Below are 21,829 nucleotides of genomic sequence, written 5' to 3'. Positions count from 1 at the left end.
GGGATGACGGCGCACACCGCCGAGCCGGGCCGGGCACGACTGCCCGTTCCCCAGCCCGGCGCGGCTAGCTCGCCGTCCCACCTCGTGAATGTCCATCACAGATCACGCTATCCCGCACCTCGCGTGACGGCACATGAATTTCCGGTGATCAGCCGAGGAGCCCGGGAAGGGCGGTCAGGGACGTGATGCGGGTGACCTCCAGGTCGGGCGGAGGATCGCCGGAACGGTCGAGCCATATGCCCCTCAGCCCCGCGGCGGCGGCGCCCCGGGCGTCGGTGACGAGGCGGTCGCCGACGTAGGCGGCCTCGCCGGGCGGGACGCCGAGGCCCGCGCAGGCCGTCCGGAAGATTCCGGCGGCCGGCTTGGCGGAGCCCGCCTCGCTGGACGCCACGACATAGGGCAGCAGGTCCGCGAGGCCCAGCCCTTCGACCTTCGCCCGCTGCTGCGCGGCGTCCCCGTTCGTGATCACCCCGAGCCGCAGGCCGCGTCCCGCCAGGACGTCCAGTGCGGCCCTGACATCGGGAAACGGACGCCACGCCGCCTCATAGAGCGCCACATACTCCGAAAGCCACGCGTCGGCGCGGGCGTCGCCCCACGTTCCGAGGCCCAGTTCCCGGGCGAGCCGGACGATCCGGCTGCGGCGCTGGGCGGTGAAGTCCAGGTCGCCCGCCAGGTACCGGTCGACGGCCTCCTCGGTCAGCTCCATCCAGCGCCGGACGAGCCACCCCGCGTCCGCGTCCGGGAACGACCGGACGATCGCCTCGCCCGCGGCCCCTTCGTGGTCGAGGAGCGTCCCGTCGAGGTCGAACAGCACCGTCGTCAGCACGGGCCCATTGTGCCGGGAGAATGGACGGGCCCCTGACCGGCGTCCGGTTGGTCAGGGGCCCGATGTCTCGGCCGTCTGAGGGGCTGGGGGAGTCCCTTCCTGCGAACAGCCCGGCCGAGACCGCTCATGCGGTCAGCCGAGACCGCCGCGCATCGCGGTGATCAGCTCACCGTCCGGGGTGTCGCCGCTGAGCTCCCAGAAGAAGGCGCCCGCCAGGCCCTGGTCCTTGGCGAAGGCCATCTTCCCGCGGATGGTGGACGGGGTGTCGTAGCTCCACCATTCGCTGCCGCACTTGGCGTAGGCGGTACCGGCGACGGTGCCGGTGGCGGGGCACTTGCCCTTGAGGACCTTGTAGTCCTCGACACCGGCCTCGTAGGTGCCGGGCGCGGCGCCGGTCGCGGTGCCGCCGGGTTCGGACTGGGTGACGCCCGTCCAGCCGCGGCCGTAGAAGCCGATGCCGAGCAGCAGCTTGCCCGCCGGGACGCCCTTGGCCTTGAGCTTGGCGATCGTGTCGGCCGAGTCGAACCCGGCTTGCGGGATGCCCGGGTAGGACGTGAGCGGCGAGTGCGGCGCCGTCGGTCCCTGGGCGTTCCAGGCGCCGAAGTAGTCGTAGGTCATGGGGTTGTACCAGTCGACGTACTGGGCGGCGCCCGCGTAGTCGGTCGCGTCGATCTTCCCGCCGTCGGCGGCGTCGGCGGCGATCGCGGTCGTGACGAGGTTGCCCGACCCGAACTTGGCCCGGAGCGCGGACATGAGCCTCCTGAACGCGTCCGGTCCGCTGGTGTCGCAGGTGAGGCCGCAGGCGTTCGGGTACTCCCAGTCGATGTCGATGCCGTCGAACACGTCCGCCCAGCGGGGGTCCTCGACCAGGTTGTAGCAGGACTCGGCGAACGCGGCCGGGTTCTGCGCGGCCTCGCCGAAGCCGCCGGACCACGTCCAGCCGCCGAACGACCACAGCACCTTCAGGTTCGGGTGCAGCTTCTTCAGCTTGCGCAGCTGGTTGAAGTTGCCGCGCAGCGGCTGGTCCCAGTTGTCGGCGACGCCGTCGACGCTCTGGTCGGCGGTGTAGGCCTTGTCGTAGGCGGCGAAGCCGTCGCCTACGGCGCACTTGCCGCCGGTGACGTTGCCGAACGAGTAGTTGATGTGGGTCAGCTTGCCGGCGGAGCCGCTCGTCTCGATGTTCTTGACGTGGTAGTTCCGCTGGTAGACGCCCCATTCGGCGAAGTAGCCGATGACCTTGCCGCCGGAGCCGGGGTCCCCGCCGCCGGTGCCGTCGTCGGTGGTGACCGACACGCTGTTGGACGCCGGGGAGGTGTTCCCGGCGGCGTCCTTCGCCTTGACGGTGAAGGTGTAGGCGGTCTTGGCGGACAGCCCGCCGATGGTGGCGCCGGTGCCGGTCACCGACGTCGCCTTGGTGCCGCCGTTGTAGACGTCGTAGCCGGTGACACCGACGTTGTCGGTCGCCGCGTTCCACGACAGCGACACGCTCGTGGCGGTCTTGCCGGTGGACGTGAGGCCGGACGGGGCGGTGGGAGCCTGCGTGTCGTCGCCGGGGGCACCCGACCCGTCGCAGGGCGCACCGTTGATCGTGCAGCCGGTGAACCAGCCGGAGCCGGTGCCGCCGAACCCGAAGCTGGCGCTGGCGCCCGCGGCGATCGTGCCGTTCCAGTTCGCATTGGTGAAGGTGTAGTGGTTCCCGGAGACGGCCTTGGCGGCGTCCCACATGCTCCCGATGGACGTTCCGGACGGCATGTCCGCTTCGAGTTTCCAGCCGTTGACGGCCGAGCCGGTCCCGTTGGTGATGGTGCAGCTTCCCTCGAAGCCGGTGCCCCAGTCGGAACTCTTCTTACAGGTGGCGGTGACGGTCCCCGCCGACGACGCCGGCGGCGCCGTGAGCAGGGCGGTGGCCACCGCCAGTGTTGCTGCGCCGGCGAGCGCGATGGCCCGCCGTCCGCCCGGTCCTGACATGATTCTCCGTTCGTCCGGCCCCCGAGCAAACAGGAATCCCCGCTCAATTCTTAGGAAAGTTTCCTAAGAATTGGAAGGATGGTAACCGGGCGGAACGGCGTGTTCAAGGGCTTGCGGTGAGCCCGTGAACCCCGCCGCGGGTGGTCTGAGCGCCTGCCTGGACCCGTACGGTCGCCGTCCCGGGAGAAGGTTTCCGCGGGAGGTTCAGGCCGTCCCGAACCAGCCGGGCATGTCGAGCCGCCACAGGTCGGCGGGCGTCATCCGGCGCAGGTCGTCCTCCAGGGCCCGGACGCGATCGGCGCCCAGCGCCTGGACCCAGTCGTCCCGGATCCGGTCGAAGATCTGCGCGGACCGGGCCAGCGAGTCCGTCCCGCGCGTGGTCAGCCGGACGATCTTGCGCCGGGCGTCCCGCGGATCGGCGCCGCGCTCGACGTACCCGGCCCGCTCCAGCGACTCGATCATCTTGCCCGCGGCCTGCTTGGACACCCCGAGCCGGCGGCCGAGCTCCACGGCCGTCGTGCCGTCCGGCCCGATGGCCTGGAAGACGAAGCCGTGCATCGGGCGCAGGCCGGGATGCCCTTCGCGGGCCAGTTCGGCGTGCAGCTCGTCGATGATCACGCGGAAGGCGAGGAAGAGCCGCAGCGGCAGCTCGAACCCGGGGGTGTCGCTTGACATGAAAGACAACCTCGTTGACTATATGGACAACCACTTTGTCTAAGTTAGGGGATCGGGGCCATGACGCTCATCCGCAACGCCGACAGCCGCCGTACCGAGACGCCGAACGGCGTCATGACGACGTTCGCCACGCCCACCCAGGGCGGCACCGAGGGTCTCGCCGTGTGGCGCGTCGACATGGCGCCGGGCAAGACCGGCCCGCTGCACGCCTTCGACACCGAGCAGGTGTGGACGTTCCTGGACGGCACCGCGACCATCGACCTGGACGGCCGCGAACTGGAGGCGAGCGCCGGCGACACCGTCGTCCTGCCCGCCGGCCGGCCGCGCCAGATGACCACCGCGGGCACCGGGTTCACCGCCGTCGTCGCAGCCCACGCCGGCTGCCTCGCCTACGACCCGGACGCGATCATCGACCCGGACAAGTGCGACCTCGCGCCCCAGGGGGACGAGCGCATCGTTCCGCCCTGGGCCAGGTGACCGGGAAGGGGGATCAGACGCCGAGATAGGCGAGGACGGCCGGCACCCGCCGGTTGTCGTCCCCGGACGGCGGCAGCCCCAGCTTGCCGAAGATGCTGTTGGTGTGCTTGCCGATCGCCTTCTCGGTGACGACCGGGTGGAGTTACCTCTACCCTCGTGAGCTTCGTTCAGGTGGTGAGGAGACAAGCGGGGCCATTGCCTGGACAATGCTCTGGCGACACTCAGGGGAGAAAGCGAATCCAAGCTGTGACAGCGACCATCAACCAGACGTCCGCCGGGCAGGACACGCCGCCCATCACCCAGCGCATCGCCGACGAGATCGGCGTCCGCGAGGGCCAGGTCCGGGTCGCGGTGGACCTGCTCGACGGCGGGGCGACCGTCCCGTTCATCGCCCGCTACCGCAAGGAGGTGACCGGAGCGCTCGACGACGCGCAGCTCCGCGCGGTGGAGGAGCGGCTGCGCTACCTGCGCGAACTGGACGAGCGCCGCGCCGCGATCCTGGAGTCGATCGAGTCGCAGGGCAAGCTCACCGACGAGCTCAGGGCCCGCATCATGCAGGCCGACTCCAAGGCGCGGCTGGAGGACATCTACCTCCCGTACAAGCCGAAGCGGCGCACCAAGGCGCAGATCGCCCGGGAGGCCGGACTCGAACCGCTCGCCGACCTGCTGCTGGACGACCCGTCCCGCGACCCGCAGGCCGAGGCCGCCGGCTACGTGGACGCCGAGAAGGGCGTCGCGGACGCGGCCGCCGCGCTGGAGGGCGCCCGCGCCGTCCTCGTCGAGCGCTTCGCCGAGGACGCCGACCTCATCGGCGCGCTGCGCGAGCGCATGTGGACCCGGGGACGCATGGTCTCGCGGGTCCGGGAGGGCAAGGAGGAGGCCGGCGCCAAGTTCTCCGACTACTTCGAGTTCTCCGAGCCGCTGGCGAAACTGCCCTCGCACCGCGTCCTCGCGCTGTTCCGGGGCGAGAAGGAAGAGGTCCTCGACCTCGACCTGGAGCCGGAGGAGGCCGGCGACGACCCGGCCGCGCGCAGCTCCTACGAGGTGGAGATCGCGCGCCGGTTCCAGGTTGCCGACCAGGGCCGTCCGGCCGACAGGTGGCTGTCGGACACGGTCCGCTGGGCCTGGCGCACCCGGATCCTCGTCCACCTCGGCATCGACCTGCGCACCCGGCTGCGGCAGGAGGCCGAGGACGAGGCGGTCCGCGTGTTCGCCGCCAACCTGCGCGACCTCCTGCTCGCCGCGCCCGCCGGGACCCGCGCCACCATGGGCCTCGACCCGGGCCTGCGGACCGGCGTGAAGGTCGCCGTCGTGGACGCCACCGGCAAGGTCGTCGCCACCGACACGATCTACCCCCACGAACCGCGCCGCAAGTGGGACGAGTCGATCGAGACGCTCGCCCGCCTCGCCCGCGAGCACAAGGTCGACCTGGTCTCGATCGGCAACGGGACCGCCTCGCGCGAGACCGACAAGCTCGCCGCCGACCTGATCGCCCGGCACCCCGACCTCGGGCTCACCAAGATCATGGTGTCGGAGGCGGGCGCGTCGGTGTACTCGGCGTCGGAGTACGCGGGACGCGAGCTGCCCGGCATGGACGTGTCGCTGCGCGGCGCCGTCTCCATCGCCCGCCGCCTCCAGGACCCGCTCGCCGAGCTGGTCAAGATCGACCCCAAGTCGATCGGCGTCGGCCAGTACCAGCACGACGTGTCCGAGGTGAAGCTGTCCCGCTCCCTGGACGCCGTCGTCGAGGACTGCGTGAACGCCGTCGGCGTGGACGTCAACACCGCGTCCGTGCCGCTGCTCACCCGCGTGTCCGGCATCGGCGAGGGCCTCGCGGAGAACATCATCGCGCACCGCGACGCCAACGGCCCGTTCCGCGACCGCGCCGGGCTCAGGGGCGTCCCGCGGCTCGGCCCGAAGGCGTTCGAGCAGTGCGCCGGCTTCCTGCGCATCCCCGGCGGCGACGACCCGCTGGACGCCTCCAGCGTGCACCCGGAGGCGTACCCGGTCGTGCGCCGCATCCTGGACGCGGCCGGCAACGACATCAAGGGGCTCATCGGCAACACCGCCGTCCTGCGCTCCCTGAAGCCGGTGGACTTCGTCGACGACACCTTCGGGCTGCCGACCGTCACCGACATCCTCGCCGAGCTGGAGAAGCCCGGCCGCGACCCGCGCCCGGCGTTCCGGACCGCCACGTTCAAGGAGGGCGTCAACAAGATCGCCGACCTCGAGCCCGGGATGATCCTGGAGGGCGTCGTCACCAACGCCGCCGCGTTCGGCGCGTTCGTGGACGTCGGCGTCCACCAGGACGGCCTCGTCCACATCTCCGCCATGTCGGACAAGTTCGTGCAGGACCCGCGCGACGTCGCCAAGCCCGGCGACATCGTCCGCGTCAAGGTCCTGGACGTCGACCTCCAGCGCAAGCGCATCTCGCTCACGCTGCGTCTGGACGACGAGCCGGGCGGCGGGCGGCAGCAGGGCGGCGGGCGGCGCGGCGAGCAGCGCGACCGTGACGGACGCCCGAACCGCGGCGGCCAGAACCAGCGCGCCGCCGGCCGCGGCGGTCAGGCCCGTGGTGGCCAGAGCCGTGGCGGCCAGGGCCGCGGTGGTCAGGGTGGTGGCGGCCAGGGCGGCGGCTTCTCGGGCGGCGGCGCCATGGCCGACGCCCTCCGCCGCGCGGGCCTCGACAAAGGTCTGCCCGGCAAGGACCGCAAGGGCCGCTGAGACGGACGATCCCCGGCCTCTGACCGGAGGCCGGGGGTCCTCGCGCCGTGGCGGCGCGGGGGCGCCCCGCGCCCCGGCGCGATGATCAGTCGCTGAAGCCGCGCCAGCGTCCGTCCGATCCGGTCTCGGTGGGGCTCTGCGGGCGGACGGGACGGCGCGGCGGCGTCCCGTCCCGGCGGTCGTGCCCGCCCTCCCGCCCCAGCGGCCCGCGTGCGAGCGAGGAACGCCGGGGCGGCACCTGCGCCTGCCCGAGCCGGGGGCCGCCCGGTACCGGACCGCCCAGTACCGGACCGCCGATCGCCGGGTCGCCGAACGGGTCACGCGCGGCGTGCACGTCCTCGCGGGACGCGGCCTGGGGCTCCTGCGCGACCGGCCGGTGCTGGGGGAACTGCAGGACGGCGATCGCCCCCAGCATCAGCGCGCCCAGCCGCATCGCGGAGTGCGCCGGGTCCTGCGGCCAGGGCTCCCCGTACAGGAACGTGCCCATGGTCAGCAGGTAGGACTTGGCGCTCACCGTCATGACCGTCGACACGATCGACACCCGGCAGCGCTGGAACGCCATCACCATGATCCCGAAACCGGCGGCCGCCGCGAGGACGGTCAGGTACGGCCACGGCGTCGCGGCGATCTTCAGGCTGGTGGCGCCGGGGTCGTCGCTCCACCCCTTGATCGCCAGTTCGGCGGTGCCGACCGGGAAACCCGAACCGAGCCCGTAGGCGATGCCGGTGACGGGGCGGGCGTGCCGGCCGTCCGGCCGGTGGTCGCCGAGAACGAAGATCAGCACCGGCACCGCGACCGCCGGGGCGGCCACGACCACGATCTTCCACAGCGGCGCGTCCGCCGAGCCGATCGGCTCGTCCCCGCTCAGCGACGCGGTCAGCAGCAGGATCGCCGCGCCGATCAGCACCAGGCTCAGCCACTCGCGCGGGGTGAGCCGCTCCCCGAAGAACACCAGCGCGATCACCAGCAGCGGCACCATGCCCGACATGAAGATCGGCACGGCGGTGGAGAGCGGCAGCCTGCCCAGCGCGAGGATCTGCAGGCCGAGCCCGCCGAGCACGAGGCCGAGCGCGATCAGGAAGATCCAGTTGCCGGCGGTCGTCCACGCCAGGTGCGGGATGCGGCTGCCTCGTACCGGGGGCATCCGGTCCGCCGCCAGCTTGAAGACGGCGAACCCGAGGTAGTAGAGACCGGTCGCACTGAAAGCCGCGGCTATCCCGTTCATCCCGGACGAGTATGGGGCTTCCGGCTCCTCATGTCACTCCGTGTGCAGGAGTGTTGACGCGGATTCGCCGGCCTTGTGAGCCTCCTATGTCCGCAGCCGGGGCCGCGACCCCATAGACTTGGCGCGCGAAGGCGCGGAGCCCTTCTTCGGCGTGCCCGCGCCCCTGACTGAGCACGCGTCGAACGCCGCGGCCGACACAGCGCCCGATCAAGGAGACCAACCCCAGTGAAGACCGATGTCGAGGAGCTGACCCCCACGAGGGTCAAGCTCACCGTCGAGGTTCCGTTCGACGAGCTCAAGCCGAACCTCGACAAGGCGTACAAGGAGATCTCGCAGCAGGTGCGGATCAAGGGCTTCCGGCCCGGCAAGGTCCCCGCCCCGCTGATCGACAAGTACGTCGGCCGGGGTGCGGTCCTGCAGGAGGCCGTCAACGACGCGCTTCCGGAGCTGTACGGCCGCGCCGTCGAGGAGTCCGAGATCTTCGTGCTCGGGCAGCCCGACGTCGAGGTGACCGAGCTGGAGGACGGCACCCAGTTCGCGTTCACCGCCGAGGTGGACATCCGGCCGAAGTTCGAGGTGCCCGACTACGACGGCCTTGAGGTCGTCGTCGAGGCCGCCGAGGTCACCGACGAGCAGGTCGAGGAGACCATCGGCAACCTGCGCGAGCGGTTCGCGTCCCTCACCACCGCCGAGCGCGCCGTCGAGGAGGGCGACTTCGCCACCGTCGACCTGGCCGCCGAGATCGACGGCGAGGAGGTCGAGGACGCGTCCACGACCGGCTACTCCTACGAGGTCGGCAGCAAGTCGGCGATCGAGGGCCTGGACGAGGCGCTCATCGGCCTGTCCGCCGGCGAGGACAAGACGTTCACCGGCACCCTGCCCGGCGGCGAGCACGCCGGCGAGGAGGCCGAGATCACCGTCACCGTGCAGAGCGTCAAGGTCAAGAACCTGCCCGAGCTGGACGACGAGTTCGCCCAGCTCGCCAGCGAGTTCGACACGATCGGCGAGCTGCGCGACGACGTCCGCACCCGGCTCGGCCGGCAGGTGAGGCTGCAGCAGCTGTCCGAGGCGCGCGACAAGGCCCTTGAGGCCCTGCTGGAGAAGGTCGACATCCCGCTTCCCGAGAAGGTCGTGGAAGAGGAGATCAGCCGCCGCAACCAGCAGCTGGAGCAGCAGCTCCAGATGGCCGGCATGACCAAGGAGGACTACCTCTCCGACGAGGAGAAGTCCGAGGAGGAGTTCGACACCGAGGTCGCCGACGCGGCCCGGCTCGCGGTCAAGGGCGGCTTCGTGCTCGACCAGCTCGCCGTCCAGGAGGAGCTGAGCGTCGAGAACGAGGAACTCAGCGAGTACGTCGTCACGCAGGCCATGCAGATGGGCGTGCAGCCGCAGCAGCTCGCCGAGTACCTGACGCAGAACAACCAGCTTCCGGCGGTCGTCTCGGAGGTGCTGCGCAGCAAGGCGCTGAACCTCGTCGTCGAGCACGTCACCGTCAAGGACGAGTCGGGCAACGAGATCGACCTCGCCGCCGTGCAGCGCGAGCTGAACGGCGAGACCGCCCAGGCCGAGGAGGAGACCGAGGCCGAGGCCGAGGAGACCCCCGCGGAGACCGCTGAGGCCGCCGCTGAGGAGACTCCCGCCGCGGAACCGGCCGAGGAGAAGGACGCGAAGGACAAGGACGCCTGAGCCGTCCTCCGGCGCATCGAGAACGCCCCGCACCCGTCCCCGGGTGCGGGGCGTTCTGCCATGAGCGGAACGGATCAGGGCTGCGGGGGCGCCGGCCGGGTACGCCCCTGGCGAAAAGGCGGCCCCCCGGGCTTAAGCGGGCCCGCGAGCGCGTTAATGTCCAATCATCCGAACCGATTAAAAAGGACCGGAGGAACACCCGGTGAGCATGCCTCCGACTTTCGACGAGTCGTCGCGGATCCAGGCGCGGGTCGCCGAGGCGCCCCTGTTGCCTCTGGGCGACCAGCTGTTCCAGCGGCTGCTGCGCGAACGCATCGTCTTCCTCGGCCAGCAGGTCGACGACGACATCGCGAACCGCATCTGCGCCGAGCTCCTGCTGCTGTCGGCCGAGGACGGCCGCCGTGACATCACGCTCTACATCAACTCGCCAGGCGGCTCGGTCACCGCCGGCATGGCGATCTACGACATCATGCAGTACGTCCCGAACGACATCGTCACGGTGGGCATGGGGCTCGCCGCGTCGATGGGGCAGTTCCTGCTGTGCGCGGGCGCCCAGGGCAAGCGCTACGCCCTGCCGCACGCGCGCATCATGATGCACCAGCCGTCCGGCGGCATCGGCGGCACGGCCTCCGACATCAAGATCCAGGCCGAGCAGATGCTCTACGTGAAGCGGACGCTCGCCGAGAAGATCGCCGAGCACACCGGCCAGGAGCTCGACCAGATCGAGCGCGACTCCGACCGCGACCGCTGGTTCACCGCCGACGAGGCCAAGGACTACGGGTTCGTCGACCACGTGGTGCTCAGCGCCAACCAGGTGCCCTCCGAGGGCCCCGTCTCCTGACGCCTGAATACTCATCGGAGGCACAACCATGAGCGACCTGATTCGACCCGGTTTCACCGATATCGTCCGACCGGGCGCCGGTCCGATGCCGGTCGACAACCGCTACATCATTCCGTCGTTCGTCGAGCGCACCACGTACGGGGTCAAGGAGATGAACCCGTACAACAAGCTGTTCGAGGAGCGCATCATCTTCCTCGGCGTGCAGATCGACGACGCGTCCGCCAACGACGTCATGGCCCAGCTGATCACGCTGGAGTCCATCGACCCGGACCGTGACATCAGCATCTACATCAACTCGCCCGGCGGCTCCTTCACCGCCATGACGGCGATCTACGACACGATGCAGTTCGTCAAGCCCGACATCCAGACGGTGTGCATCGGCCAGGCGGCGTCCGCCGCGGCCGTGCTGCTCGCCGCCGGCACGCCGGGCAAGCGGGCGGCGCTGCCCAACGCGCGGATGCTGATCCACCAGCCCGCGACCGAGGGCACCTACGGCCAGTCCAGCGACATCGAGATCCAGGCCCGCGAGATCATGCGGATCCGCGAGCTGCTGGAGACGATCCTGGCCGAGCACAGCGGCAGGAGCATCGACCAGGTCCGCCGCGACATCGAGCGCGACAAGATCCTCACGGCGGACGAGGCGAAGGCTTACGGTCTCATCGACGACGTCTTCGCCAGCAGGAAGCGGAAGGCCGAGGTAGTGTCGTCCTGAGACGGCACGAGGACGCGGGAGTCCCAAGCCCGGACGCCACACTTCCGGGCGAGGGGCTTTCCAAGTCCGTTGGAGGCGGTAACGTCGAGTCCAACGTCGAGAGCCTTCGGGACGCAACTGAGCTGCGCCGCATCCTCCAAGGCGGGCGGCCCCACGAAAAGGAGACGGTTGGGTGGCACGCATCGGCGACGGTGGTGATCTGCTCAAGTGCTCGTTCTGCGGGAAGAGCCAGAAGCAGGTCAAGAAGCTCATCGCGGGTCCGGGCGTGTACATCTGCGACGAGTGCATCGATCTCTGTAACGAGATCATCGAGGAGGAGCTCTCCGAGACCTCCGACCTCAAGTGGGACAACCTGCCCAAGCCGCGGGAGATCTACGAGTTCCTCGACTCCTACGTCATCGGGCAGGACACGGCGAAGAAGGCGCTGTCCGTCGCCGTCTACAACCACTACAAGCGGATCCAGTCGGGCGACACGGGCCGGGACGACCCGGTCGAGATCGGCAAGTCGAACATCCTGCTGCTCGGCCCGACCGGATCCGGCAAGACGCTGCTCGCGCAGACGCTCGCCAAACTCCTCAACGTCCCGTTCGCCATCGCGGACGCCACGGCGCTGACGGAGGCGGGATACGTCGGGGAGGACGTCGAGAACATCCTCCTCAAACTGATCCAGGCGGCCGACTACGATGTCAAGAAGGCCGAGACCGGGATCATCTACATCGACGAGGTCGACAAGGTCGCCCGCAAGAGCGAGAACCCGTCGATCACCCGGGACGTCTCCGGAGAGGGCGTCCAGCAGGCCCTGCTGAAGATCCTGGAGGGCACCACCGCGAGCGTCCCGCCGCAGGGCGGCCGCAAGCACCCGCACCAGGAGTTCATCCAGATCGACACCACCAACGTGCTGTTCATCTGCGGCGGCGCGTTCGCCGGGCTGGAGAAGATCGTCGAGTCCCGGGTCGGCAAGCAGGGCATGGGCTTCGGTGCGCAGATCCGCTCCAAGTCCGACTTCGAGGAGTCGTCCGCCGTGCTCGGCGACGTGATGCCCGAGGACCTGCTGAAGTTCGGGATGATCCCCGAGTTCATCGGCCGGCTCCCGGTGATCACGTCCGTGCACAACCTGGACCGCGACGCCCTCATCAACATCCTCACCGAGCCGAAGAACGCGCTGGTCCGCCAGTACCACCGCCTCTTCGAACTCGACGGGGTCGACCTGGAGTTCACCGACGACGCGCTGGAGGCGATCGCCGACCAGGCCATCCTGCGCGGCACCGGGGCCCGCGGCCTGCGCGCCATCATGGAGGAGGTCCTCCTCTCGGTGATGTACGAGGTCCCGAGCCGCCAGGACGTCGCCCGCGTCGTCATCACCCGCGAGGCCGTCCTGGAGCACGTCAACCCGACGCTCGTCCCGCGGGACCGCCCCAAGCGCGAACCGCGGGAGAAGAGCGCGTAAACACGGGGAACGCCCCCGGCCGCCTCGGCCGGGGGCGTTCTCGGTCCCGGTGGTCAGCGGAGGGTGGATTCGCCGAGGCCGGCCTCGCGGGCCTTGACGATGGCCTGGGCGCGGTCCGCGACGTGCAGCTTCATGAAGATGTTCGAGACGTGGTTGCGGACGGTCTTCTGGCTGAGGAAGAGCGTCCCGGCGATCTCGGCGTTGCTGCGGCCCTGCGCGATCAGTTCGAGGACCTCGCGCTCCCGCTCGGTCAGTTCGGGGAACGCGGCCTGCCTCGGGTCGGGCATGTCGGTGAAGTAGGTGAGGACCCGGCGCGCGATCTCCGGCCCGTAGATGGCCTCGCCCGCCGCGACCGCGCGCACCGCGCGGGCGATCTCCTCGGCGCCCGACTCCTTCAGCAGGTAGCCGCGGGCGCCGGCGCGCATCGCCGCGAAGACCGAGTCGTCGTCGCGGAACATGGTGAGCACCAGCACGCCGATGCGCGGGCTGGTGCGGGTGATGGTGCGGGTGGCCTCGATGCCGTTGCCGCCGGGCATGTGCAGGTCCATGACGACGACGTCCGGCTGCAGTTCCGCGGCCAGCTTCACCGCGTCCGGCCCGTTCTCGGCCTCGCCGACGACCTCCACGCCCAGCGCCTGCAGGAGACCCTTCAGGCCCTGCCGGAACACCGGATGGTCGTCGGTGATGAGGACCCGGATGGTCTCCGTCATCTACGCCCGCCTTCTGCCGACCGAAGGACGATGGTACCCGGCGGCGGTCTGCGCGGCGGCGAGCGGCAGCCGGGCGGCGACGATGGTGCCACCGCCGTTCCGGGAGGTGATCACGCAGCTGCCGCCGACCTCGGCCGCCCACTCCTTCATCGCGGCCAGACCGCGGCGCGGCTTCGGCCGGCCGCCGCCCCGCGCGGCGTCCGGCAGGCCCGGCCCGCTGTCGGCGATCATGAGGTGCAGTTCGGTGTCGCGCTTCAGCCGGACGGTCGCGCGGCTCCCGGGCGCGTGCAGCCGGATGTTCGTCAGCGCCTCCTGCGCGATCCGGTACGCCGCGACCTCCACGGCCGCGGGCAGCCCCGCGGGCTCGCCGTCGAACCGGACGTCCACCCGCTCGCAGCAGCCGTCCGCGAACGACTCGATGGCGGCGACGAGACCGAGGTCGTCCAGCGCGGGCGGCCGCAGCCCGTGCGCCAGCTCGCGGATCTCGCCGACGGCGGTGGCCAGCCGGTCCCGGACGTCGGCGAGCAGCGGATCGGTCCGCTCCGGTTCGCAGGCGAGGGTGATGCGGGCCGCGTCCAGCGACATGGCGAGGCTCGCCAGCGTCGGCCCGAGCCCGTCGTGCAGGTCGTGCCGCAGCTGCCGGCGCTCCTCCTCCCGGCTGGCGAGGATCTGCTCCCTGGAACGTTGCAGGTCGGCGGTGAGCCGGTGGAGGTGAGGGATGGTCGCAGCACGTGCCGCCACGGCCCCCGCGGTGAACGCGCCGGCAAGCACGGCGGCGCGTGCCAGTACCGCTCGCATCCCGTCCCTCTCTCTCCGCCCCGGTGCGCGGGCCTTCCGCAGCCACCTTTGCGGGTGAGGCGACCCGGTGTCAGGTGACCTGTGTCCCGACCGCGACGGGAAAACGCTCTGGCGCGGGATTCCCGGTCTCCGGCGCCCTCGCGGACGCCGGGCGCCCGCGCACGTCCCCGGGGCGTTCCACCCTTGCCGCCCCCGTAGAATCGTCAGCCGTGACACAGCCCAGCAGTGAGCGCGGCCAGGGGGCCGCCGCGGACGTCGACCTGCCCACCCAGTACCGACCGGCCGAGGTAGAGGGCCGGCTCTACGAGCGGTGGGTATCGGCGGGGCTGTTCACCGCCGACCCCCGGCGCGCGCCGGAGCGTCCCGCGTACTCGATCGTGATCCCGCCGCCGAACGTCACCGGCTCGCTGCACATGGGGCACGCCCTCGACCACTCCATCCAGGACACCCTCATCCGGCGGCGCCGCATGCAGGGGCATGAGACCGTGTGGGTGCCCGGCATGGACCACGCGGGCATCGCCACGCAGAACGTCGTGGAGCGTGAGCTGGCCAAGGAGGGCCTGTCGCGGCACGACCTCGGCCGCGAGGCGTTCGTGGAGCGGGTCTGGCAGTGGAAGGCGGAGTCCGGTGGCCGCATCCTCGGCCAGATGCGCCGCCTCGGCGACAGCGTCGACTGGACGCGCGAGGCGTTCACGATGGACGACGACCGCGCGAAGGCCGTCCGGACGATCTTCAAGCGGCTGTTCGACGACGGGCTGATCTACCGCGCCGAGCGCATCATCAACTGGTGCCCGCGCTGCCTGACCGCCCTGTCCGACATCGAGGTGGAGCACGAGGAGGTCGACGGCGAGCTGGTCTCGATCCGGTACGGCTCCGGCGACGACGAGATCGTCGTCGCGACCACGCGGGCGGAGACGATGCTCGGCGACACCGCCGTGGCCGTCCACCCGGACGACGAGCGGTACGCGCACATGGTCGGCCGGGAGATCGAGCTTCCGCTGACCGGCCGCCGCATCCCGGTCGTCGCGGACGAGCACGTCGACCCGGAGTTCGGGACGGGCGCGGTCAAGGTGACCCCGGCGCACGACCCGAACGACTTCGAGATCGGACGCCGGCACGACCTGCCGTCGGTGTCCGTCATGGACGAGCGCGGCGTCGTCACCGCGTCCGGCCCGTTCGAGGGCCTCGACCGGTTCGAGGCGCGCCCGGCGGTCGTGGCCGCGCTGCGCGAGCAGGGCCGGATCGTCAAGGAGATCCGCCCCTACAAGCATTCGGTCGGGCACTGCCAGCGCTGCGCCACGGTCGTCGAGCCGCGCGTGTCGCTGCAGTGGTTCGTGAAGGTGGAGTCGCTGGCGCGGGCCGCCGGCGACGCCGTCCGCGACGGCCGCGTCGCCATCCACCCGCCGGAGATGGCGCCCCGCTACTTCGAGTGGGTCGACAACATGCACGACTGGTGCATCAGCCGGCAGCTGTGGTGGGGGCACCGCATCCCGGTCTGGTACGGGCCGGACGGCGAGGTCGTCTGCCCCGGGCCGGACGAGGAGCCGCCCGCCGGCTGGACGCGGGACACCGACGTCCTCGACACCTGGTTCTCCTCGGCGCTGTGGCCGTTCTCCACGCTCGGCTGGCCGGACAAGACCCCCGAGCTGGAGCGGTTCTACCCGACGTCCGTGCTGGTGACGGGCTACGACATCCTGTTCTTCTGGGTCGCCCGGATGATGATGTTCGGCCTGTACGCGATGGACGGCGTCCAGCCGTTCCAGACCATCGCCCTGCACGGGATGGTCCGCGACCAGTTCGGCAAGAAGATGTCCAAGTCGTTCGGGAACGTCATCGACCCGCTCGACTGGGTCGACGCGTACGGCGCGGACGCGACCCGTTTCACGCTGCTGCGCGGCGCGAACCCGGGCGGCGACGTCCCGGTGGCCGAGCAGTGGGCGCAGGGCTCGCGCAACTTCTGCAACAAGCTGTGGAACGCGACCCGGTTCGCGCTCATCAACGGCGCGCACGTCCGCGGCGACATGCCGGCGGACGTGACCACGGTGGACGCCTGGATCCTGTCGCGCCTGCAGGCCGTCATCGCCGAGGTGGACGAGCACCTGGAGTCCTACGACTTCGCGAAGGCGTGCGAGGCGCTCTACCACTTCGCGTGGGACGAGGTCTGCGACTGGTACGTGGAGCTGGCGAAGGTCCAGCTGGCCGACGAGCGCGCCGAAGCGACGCGCCGTGTCCTCGGCGAGGTCCTCGACAAGCTGCTGCGGCTGCTGCACCCGGTGATCCCGTTCGTCACCGAGGAGCTGTGGACGTCCCTGACCGGCGGGGACACGATCGTCACCGCGCCGTGGCCGGCCGCCGAGCCGGGCCGCGCCGACCGGGGCGCCGAGGCCGTCGTCGAGTCGCTGCAGCGGCTCGTCACCGAGGTCCGCCGCTTCCGCGCCGACCAGGGCCTCAAGCCCGGCCAGCGGGTCGCCGCCGCGCTGGAGTGGCACGGCTCGCCGCTGGCCGCGCACGAGGAGGGCGTCCGCGTCCTGCTGCGGCTCACCGAGCCGGGCGAGGCGTTCGCCGCGACCGCGTCGCTGTCGGTCGAGGGGGCCGCGGTCCGGCTCGACACCGCCGGCGCCATCGACGTCGCCGCCGAGCGCAAGCGGCTGGAGAAGGACCTGGCCGCCGCCCGCAAGGAGGTCGACCAGGCGCGGCGCAAGCTCGGCAACGAGGCGTTCATGGCGAAGGCCCCGGAGGCGGTCGTCGCGAAGAACCGCGATCGGCTGGCCCAGGCGGAGGCCGACATCAGCCGGCTGGAGGCGCAGCTGACCGCGCTGCCGGCGGGCTGAACCGGCCGTCTCGCCATCGGGCAGGTCACGAGCGCGTGAACCGTCGGCGCGGCGGGCCCGCCGCCGTTACGATCCGGTTGGGCCCGCGGGCTTTGGCGGTACATGAACCATCGGGAGTGCAATGGCCGAATCACCCCCTCGGTCCGGCACGCCGGACTTCGCGTCCGGTGATGACCTGGGCGCGGCGGAGGTCAGCGAGGACGGGTCCGCGCCGAGGGCCGCGGCTTCGGCGCCCTGGGGCCGGATGCGCCCGTGGTGGTCGGCCGACATCGGTGAGGCGACGGGCCCGCGTCCGGTGGTGAACGGCACCGGGCCGCAGGTCCTGCCCCGCCCGCCGGGCGGCACGGGCCCGTTCGCGCGGGTGGGCGGCTCGGGCGCGCATCCCGTGGCCGGCACCGGCCCGCCGCCGGTGGCGCCCGGCGGCCCGGCGGCGAGGGAGCGGGGGCTCCCGAGGCTGCTGCCGGTCGCGGGCATCACCGTGGTCGCCGTGGTGCTGCTGCTCGCGGGCGCGCTCGCCTTCCGGGCGGGCGGCGGCGACGCCAAGGACGCCCGCCGGGCGGCCGTCCCCGCGTCCAAGAAGATCATCAATGCCGGTCCGGTGGCCGGTGGGCTGCACAGGGACGGCCTGGTGGCGCCGCAGGCGAGCGCCGCGTACCCGTTCATCGCGGGTGCGGTCGAGGCGGGCGGCGTCCCGGTCGCCGAGCACGGTACGGCCGTTTACGCCGAGGGGCCGGTGCGCGGGATCAACGTCCTGTTCATGGGCGGGACGGGCGCGGTCGGCGACCCGGCGGACTTCCTGCAGAAGGCGCAGCCCACCACGTTCATCGCGGGGCAGGACGCCGCGCCGGGCGGCAGGGGCGGGAAGGCGGTCTGCGGCACGTTCGCCGTCCTGGCCGAGACCCACACGTACTGCGCGTGGGCGACCGCGGACTCCTACGGCATCGTCGCGTCCAACCGGCCGACGCTGAACCCCCAGTTCTCGCTGATGGCCGACGTGATGCACCGGATCAGGAGGGACGTCGAGCGGCCGAGGTGACGAAGAGCCGCTCGGTGTCGGCGCCGACCACGCCGAGGACGCGCCCGGTGAAGTAGCCGGTGCCGAGCACGACCACGCGGTGCCCGAGCGTCGCGAGCGACTCCGGTGTGATGGCGCCCGCGCCGACGACGTCCCAGCCGGGCGGCGTCGGGTGGGTGAAGCGCAGGTGCGGCAGCGGCAGCCGGACGGACGTCACGGGCAGCGTGCCGAGTTCGGCGATGGCCCCGGCGAGGTCCTTGTGGTCGGGGAGGCAGACGACGACGTGGTCGATCGTCCCCCAGGCGTCCCGCGCGGCGGCCAGGGCGGCGGCGACGCCGGCGCGGTCGATGGCGGAGTCGACGAGCAGCCTTGTCGCCGACCCGGGCACGTCGTGCCAGGACAGCCGTCCGGGCAGGACGATCGAGGACATCACCTCCCGCAGCGTCCCGGCCGGCGGTTCGGGCACCTCCGGCATGCGGCGGGCCGCGGCGACGCCGAGTTCGGCGCCGGCCCGTCCGAGCCCGGCGGGCAGCAGGCCGGCGGGCAGCCCGCTGCCTCCCGGCCCGACGATCTCGGCGTCCCGCAGCACCTCGGCGACCCGCGGCGATTGCGGCGCGGATAGCACGACCGTCTCCGGCCCGGCCACGCCGAGTTTCTCCTCCGCGATCTCCGCCTCGGTGTCTCCGAGCACGCCGGCGTGCTCCCGGAAGATCGGCGTGATCGCGGCGACGGCGGGCGGGAACAGGCTCACCTCGTCCGAGCGTCCGCCCATCCCGGCCTCCAGGACGAGCGCGTCGGCGCCGGCCCGCCGCGCGTGCAGGACGCCCGCGAGGGTGAACAGGCCCGACGGCGACAGATAACCGCCCGAGGCCGGCGGAAGAGTGCCGATGGCCGCGTCGAGGGCGCCGGCCAGGAAGGCGAGTTCCTCCGGCGAGACGGCGCGCCCGTCGATCCTGATCCGGTCCCGGTTCGTGCGCAGGCCGGGGCTTGTGACGGTGCATACGCGACGCCCGGCGGCGGCGAGAAAGGCCGACGCGTAGATCGCGGTCGTGCCCTTCCCCTTGGACCCCACGACCGTCAGGACGGGAGCGCCCGGGGCGAGGACGCCCAGCGCGCGGGCCAGGGCGCGGGCCCGTCCGATGTCGCGGGTCTCGCCCGGCGCACGCCGCTCCCATTCCCGGAAGAACACGTCCATGCCTTCCAGTGTGGGGCTTGCGGCATGGGGCCGGACGGAGCCCCGGCCGTCGCCGAGTAGGCTCTGAGACCGTGAGTCAGGGAACCGAACCGGCCGGCTACCGGGCGACCGTAGGCGCGATCATGGCCCGTGGGGTCGAGTGGGAGATCGATCCCACCCTCGACCGCATCCGCGATCTGGTCGATGTCCTGGGGGAACCGCACCGCGCGTATCCGGTGATCCACATCGCCGGGACGAACGGCAAGTCCAGCACGGCCCGGCTCATCGAGTCGCTGCTCCGCGAGCGCGGGCTGCGCACCGGCCTGTACACCAGCCCCGAGCTGACCACGTTGCGCGAGCGCATCGCGATCGACGGGGAGCCGATCAGCGAGGAACGGTTCGTCGAGACGTTCAACGACGTCCTGCCCTACGTGGAGCTGGTCGACGGCAAGCACACGGCGCGGCTGTCGTTCTTCGAGGTCCTGACGGCGATGGCGTTCGCCGCGTTCGCGGACGCGCCGGTCGACGTGGCCGTGGTCGAGGCGGGCATGGGCGGCGCGTGGGACGCCACGAACGTCGCGGACGGCACCGTCGCCGTGATCACCCCGATCGGGCTGGACCACACCCGCTACCTGGGCGACACGCTGGAGGAGATCGCCGGGGAGAAGTCCGGGATCATCAAGACCGGCGCGGTCGTGGTGCTGGCGCAGCAGCCGGTCGAGGCGGCCGAGGTGCTGCTGCGGCGGATCGTGGAGACCGGTGCGGCGGCGGCACGCGAGGGTATCGAGTACGGCGTGCTGAGCCGGGACGTCGCCGTCGGCGGCCAGCAGCTCCGGCTGCAGGGCCTGCACGGCGTCTACGACGAGATCTTCCTGCCGCTGTTCGGCGAGCACCAGGCGGGCAACGCCGCGACGGCCCTCGCCGCCGTGGAGGCGTTCGCGAGCGGCGCGCCGACCAGGGGAGAGGCGGACCTGGAGGCCGCGACCCGCGTCGCGCCCGGCGAGCCCTATCTCGGCGGGAACGAGGGGCAGCTCGATCCGGCGCTGGTGCGCAGCGGCTTCGCCAAGTCGGCCTCGCCGGGACGGCTGGAGGTCGCGCGGACGGGCCCGACCGTCCTGCTGGACTCCTCGCACAACCCGGCCGGGATGGCGGCGACCGTCGCGACGGTCACCGAGTCGTTCGGCTTCACCCGGCTCGCCGGGGTGCTCGCCATCGCCGCCGACAAGGACGTCGCCGGCGTCCTGGACCAGCTCGAACCCGTGCTGGCCGAACTGGTGGTGACCCGTAACTCCTCGCCGCGCTCGATGCCGCCGGAGGAACTGGCCGAGATCGCCGAGGGCGTGTTCGGCCCCGAGCGCGTGCATGTCGCGGCGCGCCTGGACGACGCCATCGACCGGGCGATCGGGTTCGCCGAGGAGACCGGCGAGTACCGGGGCGCCGGGGTGCTGGTCACCGGGTCGGTGGTCACCGCCGGCGACGCCCGAACCCTGCTGCGTGTGGAGGACCGGTCATGAGCTCTGATACCGCCGGGAACCCGGCACGGCGGCTGTTCGCCACGGTGCTGGGATGCGAGGCCATCGTCATCGCGCTGGCGATCCCGGTCGCCGTCGCCGTGCTGAAGGTGGACGGCGCGACCGCCGGCGCGGTGTGCGGGAGCCTCGCGGCCGCCTGCCTGGTGCTGGCCGGGCTGCTGCGCCGCCCGTGGGCGATCCCGGCCGGCACCGGCCTGCAGGTGCTCATCATCGCGACCGGGTTCATGGTGCCGGCGATGTTCTTCCTCGGCGCCGTGTTCGGGGCGCTTTGGGGGACGGCCATTTGGCTCGGCCGCAAGGCGATGAGCGCGCAGCCGCGCTGAGTCCGGCGGGGCGGCGGCCATTTCACCGCTGATTACCGCAAATTACGGTTATCGCCATAATTTGGACACCCCTCTCGTCCGGGAAATGCGCGTCCGGCGGGCGTCCCTCCGCGGGAACCGGCCGCGCCCTCGTCCGCAGGCGAAGACCGGCCGCCCGGCGCGTTCCGGCGTCCCGCACGGCCGTGGCCGTCGCCGCGCCCCCCGACGTGGTCACTCCCCGTGTTCGCGGCGGGACTCCCGGCGTGCGGCGCCCCGGGAATTCCGCCTCCGCTCCGCGAGCCGGGTAGTATTCGCGCGCTCACCGAATCCGAAATTCCGCAAGGAGAACCACCCGTGTCCGAGCGCACTCTTGTCCTGGTCAAGCCCGATGGCGTCCGCCGCGGAGTCATCGGCGAGGTCATCTCCCGGATCGAGCGCAAGGGCCTGAAGCTCGTCGCGCTGGAACTGCGCACCCTCGCCCGCGAGACCGCCGAGGCCCACTACGAGGAGCACGCGAGCAAGCCGTTCTTCGGCGAGCTGGTCGACTTCATCACCGGCGGCCCGCTCGTCGCCATGGTCGTCGAGGGCCCTCGCGCCATCGAGGCGTTCCGCTCCCTGGCCGGTGCCACCGACCCGGTCAGCGCCGCCCCCGGCACCATCCGCGGCGATTTCGCCCTGGAGATCGGTGAGAACATCGTGCACGGTTCCGACTCCACCTACTCCGCCGAGCGCGAGATCAAGCTCTTCTTCCCCGAACTGGGCTGAGGAGCGCCCGGAGGGGCGACGCTCGAGCGCGGGCCGGATCTTCCGGCCCGCGTCTTCTTTAGCCAAAATCGAGCTGGTCAGAACGTGTTTTTTCGGCGACGCGCGACGGCGGGGTGACTGC

The 21,829-nt window shown here is 71.6% G+C and carries 18 protein-coding genes; 11 read left to right on the top strand and 7 right to left on the bottom strand.

All coding sequences use genetic code 11. The annotated features are described in order from the left end of the window. Positions 1-148: 148 nt before the first annotated feature. The 3 genes from ACQP1N_RS24255 to ACQP1N_RS24245 all read right to left on the bottom strand — a co-directional run bounded on the left by ACQP1N_RS24255 (position 149) and on the right by ACQP1N_RS24245 (position 3,469). Positions 149-826, bottom strand: a complete 678-nt coding sequence (locus ACQP1N_RS24255) for an HAD family hydrolase (protein WP_433226803.1) — start codon at positions 824-826, stop codon at positions 149-151. A 132-nt stretch (positions 827-958) separates the two neighbouring features. Continuing rightward, positions 959-2,794, bottom strand: coding sequence for a glycosyl hydrolase family 18 protein (locus ACQP1N_RS24250; protein WP_433226801.1), 1,836 nt, complete (start codon positions 2,792-2,794; stop codon positions 959-961). A 204-nt stretch (positions 2,795-2,998) separates the two neighbouring features. Further along, positions 2,999-3,469, bottom strand: coding sequence for a MarR family winged helix-turn-helix transcriptional regulator (locus ACQP1N_RS24245; protein WP_067794136.1), 471 nt, complete (start codon positions 3,467-3,469; stop codon positions 2,999-3,001). Positions 3,470-3,529: 60 nt separating this feature from the next. Between ACQP1N_RS24245 and ACQP1N_RS24240 the strand changes: the two genes are divergently transcribed. After that, positions 3,530-3,946 (top strand): cupin domain-containing protein, encoded by a 417-nt coding sequence (locus ACQP1N_RS24240; protein WP_067794135.1) that lies wholly within the window; start codon positions 3,530-3,532, stop codon positions 3,944-3,946. 246 nt (positions 3,947-4,192) lie between these two features. Next, positions 4,193-6,670: a Tex family protein gene (locus tag ACQP1N_RS24235; RefSeq protein WP_433226798.1), complete on the top strand. Its 2,478-nt coding sequence runs from the start codon at positions 4,193-4,195 to the stop codon at positions 6,668-6,670. 85 nt (positions 6,671-6,755) lie between these two features. Here the strand turns inward: ACQP1N_RS24235 and ACQP1N_RS24230 are convergent, their stop codons facing one another. Next, positions 6,756-7,895 carry a hypothetical protein gene (locus tag ACQP1N_RS24230; protein ID WP_433226796.1) on the bottom strand — a complete coding sequence of 380 codons (1,140 nt, stop codon included), beginning with the start codon at positions 7,893-7,895 and terminating at the stop codon, positions 6,756-6,758. Positions 7,896-8,120: 225 nt separating this feature from the next. On the opposite strand from ACQP1N_RS24230, the gene tig reads away from it, so the two are divergent. The 4 genes from tig (at position 8,121) to clpX (ending at position 12,581) form a co-directional block, all read left to right on the top strand. After that, positions 8,121-9,581, top strand: coding sequence for a trigger factor (gene tig / locus ACQP1N_RS24225; RefSeq protein ID WP_067794132.1), 1,461 nt, complete (start codon positions 8,121-8,123; stop codon positions 9,579-9,581). Between the two features lie 208 nt (positions 9,582-9,789). Further along, complete coding sequence (locus tag ACQP1N_RS24220; protein ID WP_084262514.1) at positions 9,790-10,422, top strand: ClpP family protease; 633 nt, start codon at positions 9,790-9,792, stop codon at positions 10,420-10,422. 28 nt (positions 10,423-10,450) lie between these two features. After that, complete coding sequence (locus ACQP1N_RS24215; RefSeq protein ID WP_067794131.1) at positions 10,451-11,134, top strand: ATP-dependent Clp protease proteolytic subunit; 684 nt, start codon at positions 10,451-10,453, stop codon at positions 11,132-11,134. A 172-nt stretch (positions 11,135-11,306) separates the two neighbouring features. Further along, a complete protein-coding gene (clpX, locus tag ACQP1N_RS24210; RefSeq protein WP_067794130.1) occupies positions 11,307-12,581 on the top strand; it encodes an ATP-dependent Clp protease ATP-binding subunit ClpX in 1,275 nt (424 codons plus the stop codon). 53 nt (positions 12,582-12,634) lie between these two features. On the opposite strand, the gene ACQP1N_RS24205 is transcribed toward clpX, so the two are convergent. Both ACQP1N_RS24205 and ACQP1N_RS24200 read right to left on the bottom strand, forming a co-directional pair. Continuing rightward, entirely contained in the window at positions 12,635-13,291 is a 657-nt protein-coding gene (locus ACQP1N_RS24205) for a response regulator transcription factor (protein WP_067794129.1), read from the bottom strand. Next, entirely contained in the window at positions 13,292-14,089 is a 798-nt protein-coding gene (locus ACQP1N_RS24200; RefSeq protein ID WP_084262513.1) for a sensor histidine kinase, read from the bottom strand. A gap of 209 nt (positions 14,090-14,298) precedes the next feature. On the opposite strand from ACQP1N_RS24200, the gene ACQP1N_RS24195 reads away from it, so the two are divergent. Both ACQP1N_RS24195 and ACQP1N_RS24190 read left to right on the top strand, forming a co-directional pair. Then, entirely contained in the window at positions 14,299-16,920 is a 2,622-nt protein-coding gene (locus ACQP1N_RS24195; protein ID WP_433226791.1) for a valine--tRNA ligase, read from the top strand. Positions 16,921-17,041: 121 nt separating this feature from the next. Beyond that, positions 17,042-17,956: a hypothetical protein gene (locus tag ACQP1N_RS24190; RefSeq protein WP_433226789.1), complete on the top strand. Its 915-nt coding sequence runs from the start codon at positions 17,042-17,044 to the stop codon at positions 17,954-17,956. Here the strand turns inward: ACQP1N_RS24190 and ACQP1N_RS24185 are convergent. Beyond that, positions 17,928-19,130: a hypothetical protein gene (locus ACQP1N_RS24185; protein WP_433226787.1), complete on the bottom strand. Its 1,203-nt coding sequence runs from the start codon at positions 19,128-19,130 to the stop codon at positions 17,928-17,930. The genes ACQP1N_RS24190 and ACQP1N_RS24185 overlap by 29 nt on opposite strands. Positions 19,131-19,201: 71 nt before the next feature. Between ACQP1N_RS24185 and ACQP1N_RS24180 the strand changes: the two genes are divergently transcribed. The 3 genes from ACQP1N_RS24180 (at position 19,202) to ndk (ending at position 21,708) form a co-directional block, all read left to right on the top strand. Continuing rightward, complete coding sequence (locus ACQP1N_RS24180) at positions 19,202-20,623, top strand: bifunctional folylpolyglutamate synthase/dihydrofolate synthase (protein WP_407642234.1); 1,422 nt, start codon at positions 19,202-19,204, stop codon at positions 20,621-20,623. Beyond that, a complete protein-coding gene (locus tag ACQP1N_RS24175; RefSeq protein WP_067794125.1) occupies positions 20,620-20,964 on the top strand; it encodes a DUF4233 domain-containing protein in 345 nt (114 codons plus the stop codon). The genes ACQP1N_RS24180 and ACQP1N_RS24175 overlap by 4 nt, the downstream gene beginning before the upstream one ends. A gap of 333 nt (positions 20,965-21,297) precedes the next feature. Continuing rightward, positions 21,298-21,708, top strand: coding sequence for a nucleoside-diphosphate kinase (gene ndk / locus ACQP1N_RS24170; RefSeq protein WP_067794124.1), 411 nt, complete (start codon positions 21,298-21,300; stop codon positions 21,706-21,708). Positions 21,709-21,829 lie beyond the last annotated feature (121 nt).

It is taken from the genome of Actinomadura formosensis (genome assembly GCF_050948385.1).
Lineage (GTDB): Bacteria > Actinomycetota > Actinomycetes > Streptosporangiales > Streptosporangiaceae > Spirillospora > Spirillospora formosensis.
This window is presented reverse-complemented; position numbering and strand designations above follow the sequence as displayed.

Bases quoted from the DNA above. Each gene is read 5' to 3' on its own strand.
- ACQP1N_RS24230 (WP_433226796.1), bottom strand. From the start codon at position 7,895: ATGAACGGGATAGCCGCGGCTTTCAGTGCGACCGGTCTCTACTACCTC.
- ACQP1N_RS24185 (WP_433226787.1), bottom strand. From the start codon at position 19,130: ATGGACGTGTTCTTCCGGGAATGGGAGCGGCGTGCGCCGGGCGAGACC.
- ACQP1N_RS24245 (WP_067794136.1), bottom strand. From the start codon at position 3,469: ATGTCAAGCGACACCCCCGGGTTCGAGCTGCCGCTGCGGCTCTTCCTC.
- ACQP1N_RS24200 (WP_084262513.1), bottom strand. From the start codon at position 14,089: ATGCGAGCGGTACTGGCACGCGCCGCCGTGCTTGCCGGCGCGTTCACC.
- ACQP1N_RS24240 (WP_067794135.1), top strand. From the start codon at position 3,530: ATGACGCTCATCCGCAACGCCGACAGCCGCCGTACCGAGACGCCGAAC.
- ACQP1N_RS24220 (WP_084262514.1), top strand. From the start codon at position 9,790: ATGCCTCCGACTTTCGACGAGTCGTCGCGGATCCAGGCGCGGGTCGCC.
- ACQP1N_RS24175 (WP_067794125.1), top strand. From the start codon at position 20,620: ATGAGCTCTGATACCGCCGGGAACCCGGCACGGCGGCTGTTCGCCACG.
- ACQP1N_RS24190 (WP_433226789.1), top strand. From the start codon at position 17,042: ATGGCCGAATCACCCCCTCGGTCCGGCACGCCGGACTTCGCGTCCGGT.
- ACQP1N_RS24250 (WP_433226801.1), bottom strand. From the start codon at position 2,794: ATGTCAGGACCGGGCGGACGGCGGGCCATCGCGCTCGCCGGCGCAGCA.
- ACQP1N_RS24215 (WP_067794131.1), top strand. From the start codon at position 10,451: ATGAGCGACCTGATTCGACCCGGTTTCACCGATATCGTCCGACCGGGC.
- ACQP1N_RS24205 (WP_067794129.1), bottom strand. From the start codon at position 13,291: ATGACGGAGACCATCCGGGTCCTCATCACCGACGACCATCCGGTGTTC.